The 17903-nt window shown below is 64.7% G+C and carries 17 protein-coding genes; 5 read left to right on the plus strand and 12 right to left on the minus strand.

Annotated features, from left to right (window positions below; all coding sequences use genetic code 11):
- Positions 1-4: 4 nt before the first annotated feature.
- From AC5RWO_RS19455 to AC5RWO_RS19480, 6 genes are all read right to left on the minus strand, one after another.
- Positions 5-1294: an ABC transporter permease gene (locus AC5RWO_RS19455; protein WP_498733296.1), complete on the minus strand. Its 1290-nt coding sequence runs from the start codon at positions 1292-1294 to the stop codon at positions 5-7.
- A complete protein-coding gene (locus AC5RWO_RS19460) occupies positions 1291-2658 on the minus strand; it encodes an ABC transporter permease (protein ID WP_498733298.1) in 1368 nt (455 codons plus the stop codon). The genes AC5RWO_RS19455 and AC5RWO_RS19460 overlap by 4 nt, the downstream gene beginning before the upstream one ends.
- On the minus strand, positions 2655-4208 hold the full coding sequence (locus tag AC5RWO_RS19465) for an ABC transporter ATP-binding protein (RefSeq protein ID WP_498733300.1): 1554 nt from the start codon (positions 4206-4208) through the stop codon (positions 2655-2657). The genes AC5RWO_RS19460 and AC5RWO_RS19465 overlap by 4 nt, the downstream gene beginning before the upstream one ends.
- Positions 4209-4362: 154 nt before the next feature.
- Positions 4363-5469 carry a BMP family lipoprotein gene (locus AC5RWO_RS19470; RefSeq protein WP_498733302.1) on the minus strand — a complete coding sequence of 369 codons (1107 nt, stop codon included), beginning with the start codon at positions 5467-5469 and terminating at the stop codon, positions 4363-4365.
- A 277-nt stretch (positions 5470-5746) separates the two neighbouring features.
- Positions 5747-6925, minus strand: a complete 1179-nt coding sequence (locus AC5RWO_RS19475; RefSeq protein ID WP_498733435.1) for an amidohydrolase — start codon at positions 6923-6925, stop codon at positions 5747-5749.
- A gap of 105 nt (positions 6926-7030) precedes the next feature.
- Positions 7031-8179, minus strand: a complete 1149-nt coding sequence (locus AC5RWO_RS19480; RefSeq protein WP_498733304.1) for a mannose-1-phosphate guanylyltransferase — start codon at positions 8177-8179, stop codon at positions 7031-7033.
- Between the two features lie 355 nt (positions 8180-8534).
- On the opposite strand from AC5RWO_RS19480, the gene sdhC reads away from it, so the two are divergent.
- The 5 genes from sdhC (at position 8535) to AC5RWO_RS19505 (ending at position 13017) form a co-directional block, all read left to right on the plus strand.
- Entirely contained in the window at positions 8535-8918 is a 384-nt protein-coding gene (sdhC, locus tag AC5RWO_RS19485; RefSeq protein WP_139006899.1) for a succinate dehydrogenase, cytochrome b556 subunit, read from the plus strand.
- Between the two features lie 2 nt (positions 8919-8920).
- Entirely contained in the window at positions 8921-9391 is a 471-nt protein-coding gene (locus AC5RWO_RS19490) for a succinate dehydrogenase hydrophobic membrane anchor subunit (RefSeq protein ID WP_498733306.1), read from the plus strand.
- A 135-nt stretch (positions 9392-9526) separates the two neighbouring features.
- Positions 9527-11314 (plus strand): succinate dehydrogenase flavoprotein subunit, encoded by a 1788-nt coding sequence (gene sdhA / locus AC5RWO_RS19495; protein ID WP_498733308.1) that lies wholly within the window; start codon positions 9527-9529, stop codon positions 11312-11314.
- A complete protein-coding gene (locus AC5RWO_RS19500) occupies positions 11314-12102 on the plus strand; it encodes a succinate dehydrogenase iron-sulfur subunit (protein WP_139006896.1) in 789 nt (262 codons plus the stop codon). Before sdhA ends, AC5RWO_RS19500 begins: the two co-directional genes overlap by 1 nt.
- Positions 12103-12237: 135 nt before the next feature.
- On the plus strand, positions 12238-13017 hold the full coding sequence (locus AC5RWO_RS19505) for an alpha/beta hydrolase family protein (RefSeq protein WP_498733310.1): 780 nt from the start codon (positions 12238-12240) through the stop codon (positions 13015-13017).
- Positions 13018-13075: 58 nt separating this feature from the next.
- On the opposite strand, the gene AC5RWO_RS19510 is transcribed toward AC5RWO_RS19505, so the two are convergent.
- From AC5RWO_RS19510 to AC5RWO_RS19535, 6 genes are all read right to left on the minus strand, one after another.
- The gene (locus AC5RWO_RS19510) at positions 13076-14221 is read right to left on the minus strand and encodes a YihY/virulence factor BrkB family protein (RefSeq protein WP_498733312.1); all 1146 of its coding nucleotides are present in this window, start codon (positions 14219-14221) and stop codon (positions 13076-13078) included.
- On the minus strand, positions 14163-14792 hold the full coding sequence (locus AC5RWO_RS19515) for a 2'-5' RNA ligase family protein (RefSeq protein ID WP_498733314.1): 630 nt from the start codon (positions 14790-14792) through the stop codon (positions 14163-14165). The genes AC5RWO_RS19510 and AC5RWO_RS19515 overlap by 59 nt, the downstream gene beginning before the upstream one ends.
- Positions 14793-14794: 2 nt before the next feature.
- The gene (gene trpS, locus AC5RWO_RS19520; RefSeq protein ID WP_498733316.1) at positions 14795-15865 is read right to left on the minus strand and encodes a tryptophan--tRNA ligase; all 1071 of its coding nucleotides are present in this window, start codon (positions 15863-15865) and stop codon (positions 14795-14797) included.
- Between the two features lie 15 nt (positions 15866-15880).
- On the minus strand, positions 15881-16702 hold the full coding sequence (locus tag AC5RWO_RS19525) for an exodeoxyribonuclease III (protein WP_498733437.1): 822 nt from the start codon (positions 16700-16702) through the stop codon (positions 15881-15883).
- A gap of 86 nt (positions 16703-16788) precedes the next feature.
- The gene (locus AC5RWO_RS19530) at positions 16789-17319 is read right to left on the minus strand and encodes a hypothetical protein (protein WP_498733318.1); all 531 of its coding nucleotides are present in this window, start codon (positions 17317-17319) and stop codon (positions 16789-16791) included.
- A 110-nt stretch (positions 17320-17429) separates the two neighbouring features.
- Positions 17430-17789, minus strand: coding sequence for a VOC family protein (locus AC5RWO_RS19535; RefSeq protein ID WP_498733320.1), 360 nt, complete (start codon positions 17787-17789; stop codon positions 17430-17432).
- Positions 17790-17903: the final 114 nt, after the last annotated feature.

Genomic DNA, 17903 nt, shown 5'->3' on the forward strand with positions numbered 1-17903 from the left:
CATGTCAGCCCTTGATGTACGGCACGCCGTTGGCCGCCGGTGCCCGGGACCTGCCGACCAAACCGGCGACGGCGAAGATGGTCACGATGTACGGCAGCATGGCCAGGAACTGGTTGGGTACCGGGGTGCCCAGGAAGCTGAGCACGTACTGCAGGTTGGTGGCGAAGCCGAACAGCAGGGCCGCGAAGAAGGCGCCGATCGGATTCCAGCGGCCGAAGATCAACGCGGCGAGGGCGATGTAGCCCTGCCCGGCCGTCATGTCGCGGCCGAAACTGGAGACGGACACCAGCGTGAAGAACGCGCCGCCGAGTCCGGCCACGACGCCGGCCAGGGACACGTTCATGAAGCGCATCCGGTTGACCTTGACGCCCAGCGTATCCGCCGCTTTGGGGTGCTCGCCGACGGCCCGGGTCCGCAGGCCCCACTTGGTGTGGAACAGACCCACGTAGATCACCGCGACGGCGACATACATCAGGTAGCCCACAATGGCCTGCTCGAACAGGATGGGTCCGATGATCGGAATGTCGGAGAGGAACGGAATGGAAATGACCGGCAGGCGCGGCGGGGAGTTCCAGGTTTCGGCATCGGCGCTGAGCACGGTGGAGAACAGGAACCCGGTCAGACCGGACACCAGCACGTTGAGCACCACGCCGACAATGACCTGGTTGACCAGGTACTTGATGCTGAACACCGCCAGCACCAGCGAGACCAGGACGCCACCGACGGCGGCGGCGAGCAGGCCGACGAAGGCGCTGCCGGACAGGGATCCCGCGACCGCTGCCGAGAACGCGCCGAAGAGCAGCTGTCCCTCAATGGCAATGTTGATCACGCCGGAGCGTTCGCACAGCACGCCCGAGAGCGAGCCGAAGATCAGCGGCACGGCCAGCGTCACGGATCCGGCCAGCAGACCATAGAGCGCCACGTTGGGCGTGCGCGCGCTGCCGACAATCCAGCTCAGGAAGGCCGCCACAAAGACGACGGCGAACACGGCGATCAGCCAGCCCGGGACCGGCCGGCCCGCCCGGACCTGCACGAAGGCCAGCGCGGCTGCGGCAAGCATGATCACCGCGCCGATCCAGCCCATGACCGGGGCGAAGACGACAATCGGCGGGAGCACGATGGCATCTCCCGGGTCGGACAGCCGGAAGGTCACCTCGTTGCCGGGCGCCCCGATGGCGAAGACCAGCAGTGCGAAGACGGCCAGCACGGCCAGCGTAATGGGAGTCTTCCAGCTCCGCACCGCGCCGGCGCGGGTGATGCTCTGCTCGGGCGCGGTTGACACTGCCGTGCTCATGCTGAACCTCCGGTCGTGGCGGGCTTGCGGGATTTGGCTCCCTTGGGGCTCCTGGGCCCCTTGGTCTTGCCGGGCTCGGGCAGGTGGAACAGCGCCCTGACCAGCGGCGGGGCCGCGATGAAGAGCACGATCAGGGACTGGACCACCAGCACAATGTCGATGCTGGTCCCGGTGCTGATCTGCATGGTCACGCCACCGGCCCGGAACGCGCCGAACAGCAGCCCGGCGAAGAACGTTCCCCACGGCGTCGAGCGTCCCAGCAGAGCCACGGTGATGGCATCGAAGCCGAAGCTGGCTGCCACGCCGGAGGACAGGACCTGTTCGGTACCGGCCACCTGGGCCACGCCGGCGAGTCCGGCCAGCGCCCCGGCGATCAGCATGACCACAACGTAGCCCTTGGTCACGCTGATGCCTGCGGTGCGCGCCGCCACGGGGTTCGCACCCACCGCGCGCAGTTCGAAGCCGATGATCGACCGCTTGAGCAGCCACCAGACGAACACCGTGGCCAGCAGCGCCACGATGAAGCCCCAGTGCAGCCGGAAGGCGTCGCCGAACAGCGGCGGATACATGGCCGTTTCATCCAGCTGGGGACTGATCGGATTGGAGGAGCCCGGGCGCTGGAAGGCGGGCGTGGTCAGGAAATAGGTGACCAGGTAGATCGCCACGTAGTTGAGCATGATGGTCAGGATGACCTCGTGCGCGCCGGTCTTCGCCTTGAGCAGGCCCACCAGTCCGCCCCAGATCGCTCCGCCGATGATGCCGGCCACGATCACCAGCAGCAGGTGGATGCCCACCGGGAGGTGCAGGCTGAAACCGACCCAGGCCGCCAGCGTGGCACCGATGATGATTTGGCCCTGGGCGCCGATGTTGAACAGGCCTGCGCGGAAGGCCAGCGCCACGCCCAGACCGGCGCAGATCAGCGGCGTCGCCACCGTCAGGGTCTGCATCAGCGGGGAGATCATCCGTGTGAAGGTCTCGCCCTCGAAATTGAAGACGGACCCTTGGAAGAGCGCGAGGTAGGCCTCGGACGCGGCCGACCAGGCCGCCAGCAGCATGTCCTGCGGCCGGGCGAAGAAGTAGGTGGCTCTCTGCGCAACGTCCTCGTCCGTCAGCGCGATCAGGATTCCACCGGCAATCAGCGAGAGTACGACGGCGAGCACGGCCACCAGGGCGTCGCCGCTCATGATCCGCTGGACTACCGTCTGCGAGCTGGCTTCGGGGTGGAGGTCTCCGCTTTGCGCGGTGGCAGGTACCGGCGGCGGAGCAATCCGGCCGTCGTCCGTGTCGACCATGGCCTCAAGGCGTACCTCGGAGGCGTGCTCGTCGGTTTTCTTCCGGGCGTGCTTATGCTCGTCCTCGCTCATTTGTCCCCGCTTTCAGGATCAGTGCGTGCCGGATCAGTGCCTTGCGCTTCTTCCGCGCCCATCCCCGCCATCATCAGGCCCAGGGTGTCGCGCGAGGTGTTGCCGGGAACTATGCCCATCAGCCGCCCCTGGTACAGCACGGCGATGCGGTCCGCCAGCTCCAGGACTTCGTCCAGTTCCGTGGATACGATCATCACCGGTGTGCCCTGGTCCCGTTCTGCCACAATCCGTTTATGCAGGAACTCGATCGAACCGACGTCGACGCCGCGGGTCGGCTGCGAGGCGATGAAGAGTTTGAGCGGCCGGGACAGCTCGCGGGCCATCACCACCTTCTGCTGGTTGCCGCCGGAGAGCGTGCCCGCGGCAGCAGTGGCCGATTGCGTCCGGACGTCGAACTCGGCGATCCGCTCGGCGGCGTTCTCCGCCACAAGCGCCGGCTTCATGGCCAGCCCCTTGGCGAACGGCGCCTGGTCATAGCGGTTCAGGATCATGTTCTCGGCTACCGAAAAGGCGCCGACCAGTCCCTCCACGCTGCGGTCCTCCGGCACAAAGCCGACGCCGGAGTTGATGATCTCCTTGGTGCCGCGTCCCACCAGCTCCTTGCCCTCAAGCCGAATGGAACCGGAGACATGCTCCTGCAGGCCGAGGATGGCCTCGGTGAGTTCGGTCTGGCCGTTGCCCTGGACACCGGCGACGGCCAGGATCTCGCCCCGGGCGATCTGCAGGGAGATGTTGTCCACCACCCGCTGTCCCGTCGGCGACGTCACGGTCAGGCCGTCAATGGCAAAGGTTGCTTCCCCCGGCTGGGCAGGGGCCTTGTTAAGGGACAGGCTCACCGAGCGGCCCACCATCATGGAGGCCAGGTCGGTGGTGGAGGCGTTGGGATCCGCATCGCCGACCACCTTGCCGCGGCGGATGACCGTGATCAGGTCGGAGACGGCCTTGACCTCGCGGAGCTTATGGGAAATGAAGACAATCGATTTACCATCCGACTTCAACTGGGCGATGATCGCGAGCAGTTCGTCGGTTTCCTTCGGCGTGAGGACGGCCGTGGGCTCATCGAGGATCAGCACCTCGGCATCGCGGACCAGCGCCTTGATGATCTCGGCCCGCTGCTGGACGCCGACCGGCAGGTCCTCCACCACGGCGTCCGGGTCGACGTGGAAGCCGTACTGCTCGGAAATCTGCCGGATCTTGGTCCGGGTCTCGTCCAGGTTGAGGATCCCGCCCGCTTTGGTCGCCTCGTTGCCCAGGGCGATGTTCTCCGCCACGCTGAACACCGGTACCAACATGAAGTGCTGGTGCACCATGCCGATTCCCGCAGCCATGGCATCGCCGGGGCCGTTGAATTCAACCGGATTGCCGTCGATCAGGATCTGTCCCTCGGTGGGTTCGTACAAACCGTAAAGGACGTTCATCAACGTGGACTTCCCTGCGCCGTTCTCGCCAAGCAGGCTGTGTACCTGTCCCGGTTCGACCACGAGGTCTATGTGGTCGTTGGCAACAAAGGAACCGAATTTCTTGGTAATTCCCTTTAGCTCGAGCTTCAAAACCCCAACCAACCTGTTCTTTATAGGTGTCAGCGGAACGTTTTCGTGCAACGGGCGAACTGTCTACAGCCTAAACCGATCGCACCAATAACAGAACGAACCGCCGCCCCATGCGGATGAACGCACGGAGGCGGCGGTCCGGCCGGTTCAGCTGCTACTTGGGGCTTGCCTCGGATTCAACGGTGATTTCGCCGGAGATGATGGATTCCTTGATGGTCTCCAGCTCCTGCTTCAGCTCATCCGGAACGTTGGCTTCCTGATCGTGGAACGGCGCCAGCGAGACACCCTCGTTTTCCAGTGTGCCGACGTACGGCGTGCTGTCGAAGTTGCCCTCTAGATCAGTCCGGAGAACGTCCTCGACGGAGGCAGCCATGCCCTTCATGACCGAGGTGAGGATGAATTCTTCACCCTTGCCGGCGCTTTCGTAGCCGTCCGAGTCAACCCACACGACCTTGGCTTCCTTGCCTGCTTCGTTGGCTTCGATCACGGCGTCCAAGGTCCCCAGACCCACCGGGCCGGCGACGGGCATGATGATGTCCGCGCCCTCGTTGATGAAGTTCTGGGTATTGGTCTTGCCCTTGCCCTGGTCTTCGAAGTTACCGACAAAGGTGCCGTTCTGCCGCTCCTTGTTCCAGCCGAGCAGCTGGACGTCCTCGCCCTTCTGCTCGTTGTAGTACTTCACGCCGTCGGCAAAGCCATCCATGAAAATCGTGACGGTGGGAATCTGGATGCCGCCGTACGTGGCGACCTTGCCAGTCTCGGTGACACCGGCGGCCAGGTAGCCGGCCATGAAGGCGGCCTGGGCCGTGTCGTAGACGATCGGCTTGACGTTATCGGTGAACTCGGGATCCGAGTAGTCGACAATGGCGAAGTGGGTCTCGGGGTTGGCGGCGGCGGCTTCCTTAGTGACATCGCCAAGCAGGAAGCCGACGGTCAGGACCATGTCACACCCGGACTGCACCATTTCGTCCACGTTCGGCACAAAGTCGGTTTCCGCCTGGGACTCGGCCTGCTGGATCTGGATGCCCAGACCCTCTTCGGCCATCTTCAGGCCTTCGTAGCTGGACTGGTTGAAGGAACGGTCGTCGAAGCCACCGGAGTCGGAAACGATGCAGCCGAGGTAATCGGCTCCTTCCGCTCCCGCGCTGCCTTCGGTTTCGGCCGGAGGCGCGCCGCAACCGGCGAGGACGAGGGCAGATGCGCCGAGCATGGCCGCGGACACGCCGGTGCCGCGCTTGATGGTGCGCAGTGATTTCTTCAAGGTTCCTCCAAAAAAGAAAGATTGCCCCACTGCCGTAAACCACTGAGTGCAGTCAGGATCGTGTCCTGTCACCACTGGCATCCGCGCGGCGGGCGCACCCGTCCTGCAGGTGCGTTACGAGCCTACAATAGTGGCCGCGGGTAGGGCAGAGTATCAATTTCCGGCACTTGGACGAACATTGTTGAAAATTTGTTACTTACTGGTATCGCCACAGAACAAACGACGACGGCGGGGCCCGGCTGCGTGCCCCGGCTCCGGTTCATCTGCGGTCAGGCTGCTAGCCCTGGTCCTTGCCGCGGCAGGCCATGACGGCGGCGGCGGCCATGACGCGCACTCCTACGCCAATCGCGTGCTCGTCCGGCGTGTAGTCGCCGCGGTGCAGGTCGAACGTCTCGCCGCCCTTCGTCCGCGTGCCCAGCCGCATCATCGCGCCGGGAACTTCCTGCGTCATCCACGCGAAATCCTCGCCGCCCATGGACTGAGGCGTCAGTATGACGGAGCCGGGGCCAAGCTCCAGCCGTGCGGCGGCTTCGATCAAACCGGTTTCCCGCTCGGTGTTGATCACCGGGGGCACGCCGCGGATGTGTTCAAGCTTCACTTCGACGCCGAACGGCGCCGCCACCTGCGTGACTACCTCATCGAGCAACTCGCCCGCGGCATGCCAGGCCTCGCCGTCGAGACAGCGCATGGTGCCGGCCATGAACCCGTGTGCGGGAATGGCGTTCGGCGCGGCGCCGGCGCGGATCTGGCCCCAGACCACGGAGACCGCGCTGCGCACGTCGATCCGGCGGCTCAGCACCGCCGGGACGTTGACGGCAATCTCGGCCAGCGCGAAGACCAGGTCCTCGGTCAGGTGCGGCCGCGAAGTGTGCCCGCCGCGTCCGGAGAGTTCGATCCGGATGGTGTCCGATGCCGAGGTGATGGCGCCGATCCGGGTGCCCACCTGGCCCACATCCACGCGGGGGTCGCAGTGCAGGGCGAGGATGCGGGGCACATCCACCAGGACGCCCTGTTCAATCACGGCCAAGGCGCCGCCCGGCATGGTCTCCTCGGCCGGCTGGAAGATGACGCGCACCCGGCCGCCGAGCTCCCCTTCCATTTCCAGCTTGCACAGCACCAGGGCCACGCCGAGCATGACCGTGGTGTGGATGTCGTGGCCGCACGCGTGGCTGATGCCCTTATTAACCGAGGCGTATTCCAGCCCGGTCTCTTCCATGATCGGCAGCGCATCGATGTCGGCACGCAGGCCGATGGCCAGCGGCCCCTCGCCGATGTCCACGTACAGCCCGGTTCCCTCCAGCGGCACAGGCTCAAGCCCTGCCTCCCGCAGTCGGGCAATGAGGTTGGCCGTCGTACGGAACTCCTTGTGGGACAACTCCGGATGCTGGTGCAGATCCCGACGGAACTGCCGCAACCCGTCCACGAACGGGGCCGTCCACACACCTATGCGGGGAATGCTGTCCGAAGTCTCTGAAATAGTCTGCACAGACAAACTCTACCCAGTTGCCGCCGGAAGAGCCGCGTTCAACGTACCCGCGTTAAGCGAACCATGCGGCCCGTTTCAGAGGACGTCGGTGTCGCCGCTGGCGCGGAGGGATTCGACGGCCTTCTTGACCTGCTGGGCGTGTTCCTTGGTGGTGATCAGCAGCGCGTCCGGGGTGTCTACGACAACGACGTCGTTAATGCCGATCAGCGCGATCACGCGCTTGGTATCGGAGACCACCATCCCGGTCGAGTTCTCCGCATACACCCGCGCGCCCTCGCCGAGCACTGTCAGGTTGTTCGTCTCCGACGCGGCGTTCAGCCGGCCGATCGCGGCGAAGTCCCCCACATCGTCCCAGGAGAAGTCGCCGGGAATCATCGCCACGTCCCCGGCCGCGGCCGCCGGCTCCGCCACCGCGTAATCGATCGCGGTCTTCGCCAACCCGGGCCACACCCGGCGGACCACGTCGCGGCGCTTAGGGGTGTCCCAGGCCGCGGCGATCTCCATCAGCCCGGCGTAGAGCAGCGGCTCGTTCGTCTCCAGGTGCTTGAGCAGCAGCTGAACCGGGGCCACGAACATGCCCGCGTTCCACGAATACCCGCCCTCGGCCAGGTATGCCTGCGCGGTCTCGGCGTCGGGCTTCTCCACGAACTCGGTCACCCCGAGCGCGTTCGGCGCCGCGCCGATGCCCAGGTTCCCGTTGGTGCGGATGTACCCGAACCCGGTCGAGGGGTGGTTGGGGGTGATCCCGATCGTGACGATGTAGCCCTCGGCGGCGGTATGGATGGCCTCGCGCACCGCGTCCTGGAACTTCTCCACCGGGTTGATCACCTGGTCCGCGGCGAAGGAACCCATGATGATCCGCGGATCCCGGTGGTACAGGATCGCTGCGGCCAGCCCGATCGCGGCCGCGGAGTCCTTCGGTTCGGGCTCGAGCACCAGGTTGTTCTTTGTCAGCTCCGGCAGCTGCGCCAGCACCGCCTTGCGGTGCGCGGTGCCGGTGACCACCATGGTCCGGTCCCCGCACAACGGCTCCAGGCGCGAATACGTCGCCCGGATCAGCGTGCTCCCGGACCCGGTCAGGTCATGCAGGAACTTCGGCGCCGCCGCCCGCGAGAGCGGCCACAACCGGGTCCCCACCCCGCCGGCCGGAATAACACCGTAAAAACGGTCCAGCACATTGTCTTCATTGGCCGGGCCATTGCCCAGCGGCTTATCAGTAGTCATCACTTCAAAGGTAGACCAGTCCGGCGCCGGGCGTACTCATCCTGTGGAGGTATCCGGTGCACGCGCCTGTCAAGGGCTGTCCGCAGCGTGAACGCCGGGAACTGGCTTCGAAGCCCGTCTGCGAGGCCGGGAATAGGGCACGTTTTAATGGCCTAAATGGCCTAATTTGCCCCTATTTCGCGCGGATCGGCCGTTCGTGACAGCGCCGCTGTTAAAAAGCTCACATGACCATGTCTTCAAATTGAATAAGCCCTGAGCGAAGCCTAGATTAGTCTAGAACGAAGAGCGCTCTCGCATGGCGTAACTCTGCGTGGAAACCACGCTAGCGCCCTTGCGATGCAGGGAGGTTAATTCAGTGTCGAAGACACCAGCAGGAACCCTCTACCGCGGCCGAGAAGGCATGTGGTCATGGGTAGGACACCGCGTCACCGGCGTCGCAATTTTTTTCTTCCTCTTAGTACACGTACTGGACACCGCGCTGGTACGCGTATCGCCGGAGGCATACAACGTCGTTATAGCCACGTATAAAAACCCGTTCATGGCCCTTCTGGAAGCGGGGCTGGTAGCAGCCATCGTCTTCCACGCCTTTAACGGACTGCGTGTCATCCTCGTGGACTTCTGGAAGAAGGGCCCGAAGTACCAGGCACAGCTGTTGTGGGGCGTTGTCGGGCTGTGGGTTCTCGTCATGGTTCCGTTCCTGATCCGTCACCTTACGCTCGCATTCACCGGGGGTCACTAATCATGGCAGTTACATCTGAAATCCAGGCACCGCGCTCCGGTCGCGTTGCTCCCAAGTACACCCGCCATGGCAGCTCCCGCGGCAACTTTGAAATGCTCGCATGGCTGTTCATGCGCGTTTCGGGCCTCGTCCTGGTTGTCCTGATCTTCGGCCACCTGTTTGTGAACCTCATGGTTGGCGAGGGCGTGCATGCCATCGACTTCGGCTTCGTGGCCGGCAAGTGGGCCGACCCGTTCTGGCAGATCTGGGATCTGGCGATGCTGTGGCTGGCCATGCTCCACGGCACCAACGGTGTGCGCACCATCATCAACGACTACGCGGACAAGGACGGCACGCGCTTCTGGCTCAAGACCGTTCTCTACGCGGCCACGGCCGTCATCATTGTGCTCGGCACCTTGGTGATCTTCACCTTCGATCCGTGCCCGCCGAACGCCGCTGCTGAACTGCTGCCTTCCTTCTGCCCCGCGCCGTAGTCCGGCGCCCGGCCGCGCCGGAAACGCGGCCGGCAGAACATCCAGCAGAACGCCGCGGGCGCTGCCATCGGGGCAGCACCCGAGGCAGCATCAGCCCGTGAAGAACATTTGGTTTCAACAGAAAGAGCATCTGGTATGCAGGTCCATAAGTACGACGTCGTTATTGTCGGTGCCGGTGGCGCCGGTATGCGCGCCGCCATTGAATCAGGCCAGCGCGCGCGAACAGCAGTACTGACCAAGCTTTACCCCACCCGTTCCCACACCGGCGCTGCCCAGGGCGGCATGTGCGCCGCGCTGGCGAACGTGGAAGAAGACAACTGGGAATGGCACACCTTTGACACGGTCAAGGGCGGCGACTACCTGGTAGACCAGGACGCCGCCGAGGTCATGGCGAAGGAAGCCATCGACGCCGTGCTGGACCTGGAAAAGATGGGCCTGCCCTTCAACCGCACGCCCGAAGGCAAGATCGACCAGCGCCGCTTCGGCGGACACACGCGCGACCACGGCAAGTCCCCGGTCCGCCGCGCCTGCTACGCTGCCGACCGTACCGGCCACATGATCCTGCAGACCCTGTACCAAAACTGCGTCAAGCACAACGTTGAGTTCTACAACGAGTACTACGTTCTGGATCTGCTCCTGGTCGAGGAGGAAGCACTCCGCGAAGACGGAACTCCCTACATGCAGAAGCGTGTTGCCGGCGTCGTCAGCTATGACCTCGCCAGCGGCGAGATCCACGTTTTCCAGGCCAAGTCCGTGGTCTTCGCCTCCGGCGGCGTGGGCAAGGTCTTCAAGACCACCTCGAACGCCCACACCCTGACCGGTGACGGCATGGGCATCGCGTTCCGCCGAGGCATCCCCCTGGAAGACATGGAGTTCTTCCAGTTCCACCCGACCGGCCTGGCCGGCCTGGGCATCCTGCTCTCCGAAGCCGCGCGCGGCGAAGGCGGCATCCTGCGCAACGCCGACGGCGAACGCTTCATGGAGCGCTACGCCCCGACGATTAAGGACCTTGCGCCCCGCGATATCGTGGCCCGTTCAATGGCCAACGAGGTCCGCGAGGGCCGTGGCTGCGGCCCGAACAAGGACTACGTCCTGCTGGACCTGACCCACCTGGAGCCGGCGCACATCGACGCCAAGCTCCCGGACATCACCGAATTTGCGCGCACCTACCTGGGCGTGGAACCGTACACCGAGCCGGTGCCGGTGTTCCCGACCGCGCACTACGCGATGGGCGGCATCCCGACCAACATCAAGGCCGAGGTTCTGCAGGACAACGACACGGTTGTCCCCGGCCTCTACGCCGCCGGTGAGGTAGCCTGCGTCTCCGTTCATGGCTCCAACCGACTGGGCACCAACTCGCTGCTGGACATTAACGTCTTCGGCAAGCGCGCCGGTATCGCCGCCGCCGAGTACGCCAAGGTAGCGGAGTACGTGGAGGTTCCGGAAAACGCCGACCAGTTCACGATCGATCTGATCGAACAGGTCCGTGCGGCCAACGGCACCGAACGCGTTGCCCAGCTGCGCAAGGAACTGCAGGACACCATGGACGCAAATGTCCAGGTCTTCCGCACCGAGCAGACCCTGAACGAAACGCTGAATGTGATCGCGTCCCTGCGTGAGCGCTACAAGAACATCGGCATCCAAGACCGCGGCCGCCGCTTCAACCTGGATCTGCTCGAAGCCGTGGAACTGGGCTTCCTGCTGGACATGGCCCAGGTCATGACCGTTGCCGCCATGCACCGCGAGGAATCCCGCGGTGGCCACTTCCGGGAAGACTTCCCGGACCGCAATGACGAAAAGTTCATGAAGCACTCCATGGCATACAAGGATGACTTGGCTACGTCCGAGTCCGTTGCCGGTATCCGTCTGGAAACGAAGCCGGTTGTATTCACGCGCTACGAACCGATGGTGAGGAAGTACTAATGAGCACCCCGACCGAAATTCCCGAAGGACCGTCAAAGGTCGAGCTGGCCCCCGGGGTCGGCGGCGGAGGGGAAGTCCCGAGCTTCGACATCACGCTGAAGGTTCGCCGGTACGATCCCGAGGTTTCGGAAGAAGCCCGCTGGGACGAGTTCAAGCTGACCATGTTCGGCACGGACCGCGTGCTGGATGCCCTGCACAAGGCCAAGTGGGAGCACGACGGCTCCGTTTCTTTCCGCCGTTCCTGCGCCCACGGCGTCTGCGGCTCCGATGCCATGCGCATCAACGGCCGCAACCGCCTGGCCTGCAAGACGCTGCTGAAGGACCTGGACACTTCCAAGCCGATCCTCGTCGAGCCGATCAAGGGCCTGCCGGTGGAGAAGGACCTGATCGTGGACATGGAGCCGTTCTTCCAGTCCTACCGCGAGATCATGCCGTTCCTGATCAACTCGGGCCACGAGCCGACGCGTGAGCGCCTGCAGTCCGCCGAGGACCGCGAGCGTTTCGACGACACCACCAAGTGCATCCTGTGCGCTGCGTGCACCTCGTCCTGCCCGGTCTTCTGGACCGACGGCCAGTACTTCGGCCCGGCCGCCATCGTCAACGCGCACCGCTTCATCTTCGACTCGCGCGACGATGCCGGCGACATGCGCCTGGAGATCCTCAACGACAAGGAAGGCGTGTGGCGCTGCCGCACCGTCTTCAACTGCACCGAGGCCTGCCCGCGTGGCATCCAGGTGACGAAGGCGATCGCCGAGGTCAAGAACGCCGTGCTGAACCGCAAGATCTGATCCGTCCCGGCTTGCCGGGTCCGTCAGGTCCTTACGACCTGCCAGCAAACGTAAGGTGCCGATTCGTCAGGAATCGGCACCTTACGCTTTTAACCATCCGCCCGCATTCCGGCTCGAGGGCCAGACAGGAGCAGCATGACCACGTTCGAGAAAGTGAGCTTCCCAGGGGTTGGCGGCACCACGCTGGCCGGGGTCCTGGATATACCCGACGGCGAAGTGCGGGCCTGGGCGCTGTTCTGCCACGGCTTCACGCTGGGCAAGAACAGCGCGGCCGCGGCCCGGATCTCCAAGGCACTGGCCCGGCACGGCATCGGCGTGCTGCGGTACGATGCCGCGGGCCTGGGCGGCTCCACCGGAGACTGGTCGGCGGCCACCTTCTCCACAAAAATGGCGGACATCGGCAGTGCGGCGGCGTTCATGCGCGAGAGCGGTCGCCGGATCTCGCTGCTGATCGGCCATTCCCTCGGCGGGGCCGCCGTGCTAGGCGCGGTCGGCAGCCTCGACGAGGTCAAGGCCGTGGCCACCGTGGCCGCCCCGTTCCGGCCGGACCATGTGATGCACCTTTTCGACGAAGAGATTGACGACGTTGAGCGCACCGGCTCGGCCGAAATCACCTTGGGCGGCAAACGGCTCGAAATCCGTCGGCAACTCGTGGAAGATCTGCGCCGGACCGACCTGACCGGCTGCATCAGCAACCTGGACCGGCCGCTGTTGGTCATGCACTCCCCCACCGACAACACCGTGGGCGTGGAGAACGCCGGAGAGATCTTCGCGGCGGCCAAGCACCCCAAGTCATTCATCTCGCTCGAAGGCAGCAACCACATGCTGACCGACCGGGATCAAACGGACCGCGCCGGCCTGCTGATCGCCGCCTGGGCCAACCAGTACCTGGATACCGAAGACCCGCTGAGCTGACCCTGCCGGACGGAACCAGTAGCGGAACCGGCAGGACGGTTGCAGCCTGGCAGACTGCTCACGGAACGCTGGCGCCGTCGAGCGCGTGGTCGAGGCTACCGTCCTGCTTCAGCTGAGCGCGCCGGCGCAGGGACAGGAAGCCGCGTGTCCGGCCGCCGGCCTGTTCCCGGGCGTGCAGGTCCGCCTTGCCGATGGCGCCCCACGCCGTCGCTATCAGGTACACCTGGCTGAGGAAGTAGAACCAGACAAACAGGCCCAGGATCACCGCGAACGGCGCCAGCAGCGGGTTGTTTCCCACGGTGCCCAGCAGGTCCGACGCGAAGTACCGTAGCACGGTACTGCCGATCCCGGCGATCAGCGCTGCCTGGAACATGATGCTGCGCGGCATGCGGACACCTGAGGCGATCCGGAACAGCACCACGGCGGCCACCATGTCCAGCAGCAGCATGACCAGCACCGCGGTCATCTTCGTCAGCGGAACCACCGCGCCGCCTTCGAAATGGAGCAGATTGATGATCAAGTCCAGCGCAGTGTTCGCTATGCCGGCCACGGCCGAGGTCAGCATCAACGCCACCCCCAGCAACAGCAGCGTACCGACGTCCTTGAGCTTGATCAGAACCGGGTTCCCCTGCAGCGGCGGCAGCCCGAAGACACCGCGCATCCCCTCGCGCAGGCCGGCAATCCAGCCCAGGGAGGTCAGGATCATGGCGGCCGTGGAAATGATCAGCGTGATGCCGAACGCCCCGCTCTGGGAGAAGAGCTGTTTCGGGGTGGCCAGGCCGCCGTCGCCGGTATTGATCAGCCCGGGCGTGGAATCGTTGACCACTTCCACCACGGCCAGCTGCAGGTCGCGGTTTCCGGAAGCGATGAGGCCGAAGATGGAGAATCCCGCCACCAGCATCGCTGCCACGGAGAAGAACATATTGTAGGCGCTGCCCGCCGCCATGAGCGGCCCGTGGCGCATGCTGTAGAGCATCCAGACCCGCATGACCCGCCACGCATGGGCTTTCGCCAGAAAGTACTGCAGGGCGGCCAACACGGTCTTGCCCGTGGAGCTTTGGCGCCGGGCCCGGACGAAGGCGCGCCGCTTTTCCAGCTCGACAACCTTCAGCTTCTGCCGTTCGAGCGGATGCGGTGTTTCGGATTTACTCCCGCTGCTGCCCGTCGCCTTGCGCGCTGCCCTCTGCGCCGATTTCTGTCCCAAAGCTCAGCTCTTCCCGCAGTATCCAGACTCCTGACGAATCGTGCTCGTACAGGCCCATGCTACTGACGGCGAAGGAAGCGTCATAGTCAGCAAGCTTATTTTCGGCCGCATCCATGCCGGCATCGCTGACATCGTGGGCCACGGTGATGTGCGGGTGGAAGTCGAATTCCAGCTCCCGGGCCAGCGGTCCCGCCTGCAGCTTCCGGTGCAGCGCAACGATCTCATCGAAGCCCTCGGCAATGTTGAGGTAGACCACCGGCGACACCGGCCGGAAGCTGCCGGTGCCACGCAGGGCTACGGTGAAAGGCTGCTGGCTGCGGGCAATCCGGCGGACGTGTTCGGTAGTCGCAGCCCAGTCCGCTACCGGCGTCGTTGTCACCAGCGTGACGTGCGGCGGGATGACGGCGGCCATCGGGTCGCCGAAGGAGGCACGCCAGCTCTCAAGGTCGCCGGCCAGCGGCTCCGGAATACCGATAACGACGCCGGCACAGCCCACCTCAGGCAGGGCAGCCGGACGGACGCCGCCGTCCGGGGCGACGCCGGGGTCCACCTGCAGCGGGTGCTGGCACATTGCTAGCGCCGTGCTCCTGCGGGCAGGAAACCGACCTTGTCATACACATCGGCCAATGTAGCCGAGGCGATTCCGCGGGCCTTTTCGGCGCCGCGGGCCAGCAGCCTGTCCAGCTCGGCCGGATCGTCCAGCAGTTCCTGGGCACGGCTCTGGATCGGCGCCAACCGCTCCACCACGAGTTCCGCCAGATCCACTTTCAGGTGGCCGTACATCTTGCCCTGGTAATCCGCGACGATCGAGTCGATGCTCTTGCCGCTGAGCGTGGAGTAGATGGTCAACAGGTTGGACACGCCGGGTTTGGTGTCGCGGTCGAAGCGGATCTCGGTGCCGTCGTCGGTTACCGCGGACTTGATCTTCTTCGCCGCGGTCTTCGGGTTGTCCAGGATGTTGATCAGGCCCGCCGGGGAATCGGCCGACTTGGACATCTTGGCGTTCGGGTGCTGCAGATCGTAGATCTTCGCCCCCTCCCGCGGGATTACCGCTTCAGGAACCACGAAGGTCTCGCCGAAGCGGTGGTTGAAGCGCTGGGCCAAATTGCGGGCCAGTTCCAGATGCTGGCGCTGGTCTTCGCCGACCGGCACGCCGTACGGACGGTAGAGCAGGATGTCCGCGGCCATGAGGACCGGGTACGCGAACAGGCCCACGCTGGAGTGCTCGGCTCCCGACTTCTGCGACTTGTCCTTGAACTGGGTCATCCGGGAGGCCTCGCCGAAACCGGTAATGCAGTTCAGCACCCAGGCCAGCTCCGCATGCTCGGGCACATGGGACTGGACGAAGAGGGTGGACTTCTCGATGTCGATCCCGCCGGCAATGTACTGCGCGACGGTCACCCGGGTGCGCGTGGCGAGCTCGGCCGGGTCATGGTCCACGGTGATGGCGTGCATGTCCGGGACGAAGAAGATGGAGTCATATTCGTCCTGCATGCTGACCCAGTTCACCAGGGCGCCGAGGTAGTTCCCGAGGTGGAGCGAATCCGCCGAGGGCTGCATGCCGGAGAGCAGCCGCTTTCGCGAAGTGCTTGCGGCGGCCTTGGTGGTTTCGGCGTCGTCGGTGGTCTGGGTTGTGCTGGTCATATGAGCAGGATCTTTCTAGAAGCGGTAGTCCACTACCAAGGGTGCGTGGTCTGAGAAACGCGCGTCGTAGGTCTCGGCGCGGTCAACGACGGCGTCGGACGCGAGGGCGGCGAGCTCCGGGGTGGCCATGTGGTAATCGATGCGCCAGCCGGCGTCGTTGTCGAAAGCCTGTCCCCGCCACGACCACCAGGTGTACGGACCGGGGACCTCGCCGGCGAGGGAACGGTGCACGTCCCGCCAGCCGTGCTCGTCGCCGAAGAAGCGGTCGAAGTAGGCCCGTTCCTCGGGGAGGAAGCCGGACTTCTTGACGTTGCCCTTCCAGTTCTTGATGTCCAGGGTGGTGTGGCCGACGTTGAGGTCGCCGACCACCAGCGCGTAGTCCTTGGTGGTCTTCAGCTCCGTGAGGCGGTTGCCCATGACGTCCAGGAAGCGGTACTTGTCCACCTGCTTCGGCGTATCAGCCTGGCCGGAGTGGACGTAGGCACTGACCACGGTCAGCGTCTGGGTGCCGTCGTCGGACGGGATCTCGAAGTCCGCTTCAACCCAGCGGCCGGAAGTAACGAAGTAGTCGTCGCCGATGTGGTCCCGGGTGGCCACCGGGGCGATGCGGGAGGCAATGGCGACGCCGGCGCGGCCCTTCGCTTCGGCTTCGGCGTGCAGGATGTGCCAGCCGTCCCCGAGCAGTTCGCGCACAATCGCGTCAGGGGCCCGGACTTCCTGCAGGCACAGAATGTCCACATCGCGCTCCGCCAGCCAGGCTTCCATGCCGCGCTTGTAGGCGGCCCTGATGCCATTGACGTTGACGGTGGCGATCCGCAATTTTTGCCTTACCGCGATGCCTGCTCCGCCTGCTGCAGTACCGGATTCCTGAACGATGCCCTCGGGTGCCAAACTCACTCGACTACCTTACCCAAGCCCGCAGCTCAGTTGACAACCGTGCCCGTAACCGGACCCTCGCCGTCGTTCTTGCGGATCATGCCGCGGCCGTTGTGGGCGGTCACCTCGATGGTATCGAGGGCGCGCTCCACCATGCCCTCGTCCTTGCCCAGATAGTCCCGGACCACCTTGGCCTGGACCTGGACGATCTTGAAGCTGTGGTCCAGCTTCTCGTCCCGGACGGCGTTGGCCTTGGCCACCTGCTCCTCCACCACGGCGGTGCCGCCGGCGGTGCCCTTAGGCATTTGCTGGGCAGCGAAGTCTGCCTGGGCGGTGGCGAACTTCTCCTTGGCCTTCTTGGTGGCACCCCGGACGCTGAACACCACGAAGGCAGCCAGCAGCAACCAGCCGAGCGCGATGATGGCCACGATCCAGCCGATCACATCGTTCTGGTTGGCGGCGAAAACAACGGCAAAAAGAAAGACCAGCACCATGACGGCGATGCCGAGGTTGCCCGCCTTGAACGGCAGGACGCGGTTGGCAGAGGTATTCGCTGAGGGGTTCCCAAGGGATTGCATGGAGCTATTGTCTCAAATCCTGACCCCGGGCGCGGGCTGCTTCCACCGCAGGCGAACGATCCGCCGCGGACCGTCTTGGCGGCGCCCATTTGCGCGCACGCCGGGCAGCGTCACCAAAGCACCAAGCAGAACGGATGCCCCGCCGGGTCCAGATAGACCCGGAAGGTTTTGGTGCCTGACTCCATGCTGGTGGCGCCGAGCTTGAGGGCCAGTTCCTCGGCGATGTCCAGGTCCTTGACCCGAACATCCACATGCATCTGCTGCGGGTGCTCGCTGCCGGGCCACTGCGGCGGCATGTAGTCCTCCACCTTCTGGAAATCGATGCCGGGGCGGCCCGTCCCGTCGCCGATGCTGATCCAGCCGTCCTCGTCGTGCTGGATGCGGATCATGCCCAGCAATTGCTCGTAGAACGTGGCCAGGGAATCCGGATCCGGACAATCTATGACCAGCGACTGCCATGTACCTATCATCGCCAACTCCTGAACTTCGTGTAAGCGTTCTATCGGGCACCTTCCATGATCACCCGCACCCGGAGTGATGGCTACCCTCGCGTGGCCTGCCGGCTGTCGGCGGCAGAAAACAGG

It is taken from the genome of Arthrobacter sp. B055-34 (assembly GCF_059090425.1).

Bases quoted from the DNA above. Each gene is read 5' to 3' on its own strand.
- AC5RWO_RS19515 (WP_498733314.1), bottom strand. From the start codon at position 14,792: ATGTGCCAGCACCCGCTGCAGGTGGACCCCGGCGTCGCCCCGGACGGC.
- AC5RWO_RS19500 (WP_139006896.1), top strand. From the start codon at position 11,314: ATGAGCACCCCGACCGAAATTCCCGAAGGACCGTCAAAGGTCGAGCTG.
- trpS (WP_498733316.1), bottom strand. From the start codon at position 15,865: ATGACCAGCACAACCCAGACCACCGACGACGCCGAAACCACCAAGGCC.
- AC5RWO_RS19455 (WP_498733296.1), bottom strand. From the start codon at position 1,294: ATGAGCACGGCAGTGTCAACCGCGCCCGAGCAGAGCATCACCCGCGCC.
- AC5RWO_RS19530 (WP_498733318.1), bottom strand. From the start codon at position 17,319: ATGCAATCCCTTGGGAACCCCTCAGCGAATACCTCTGCCAACCGCGTC.
- AC5RWO_RS19535 (WP_498733320.1), bottom strand. From the start codon at position 17,789: ATGATAGGTACATGGCAGTCGCTGGTCATAGATTGTCCGGATCCGGAT.
- AC5RWO_RS19505 (WP_498733310.1), top strand. From the start codon at position 12,238: ATGACCACGTTCGAGAAAGTGAGCTTCCCAGGGGTTGGCGGCACCACG.
- AC5RWO_RS19490 (WP_498733306.1), top strand. From the start codon at position 8,921: ATGGCAGTTACATCTGAAATCCAGGCACCGCGCTCCGGTCGCGTTGCT.
- sdhA (WP_498733308.1), top strand. From the start codon at position 9,527: ATGCAGGTCCATAAGTACGACGTCGTTATTGTCGGTGCCGGTGGCGCC.
- AC5RWO_RS19480 (WP_498733304.1), bottom strand. From the start codon at position 8,179: ATGACTACTGATAAGCCGCTGGGCAATGGCCCGGCCAATGAAGACAAT.
- AC5RWO_RS19460 (WP_498733298.1), bottom strand. From the start codon at position 2,658: ATGAGCGAGGACGAGCATAAGCACGCCCGGAAGAAAACCGACGAGCAC.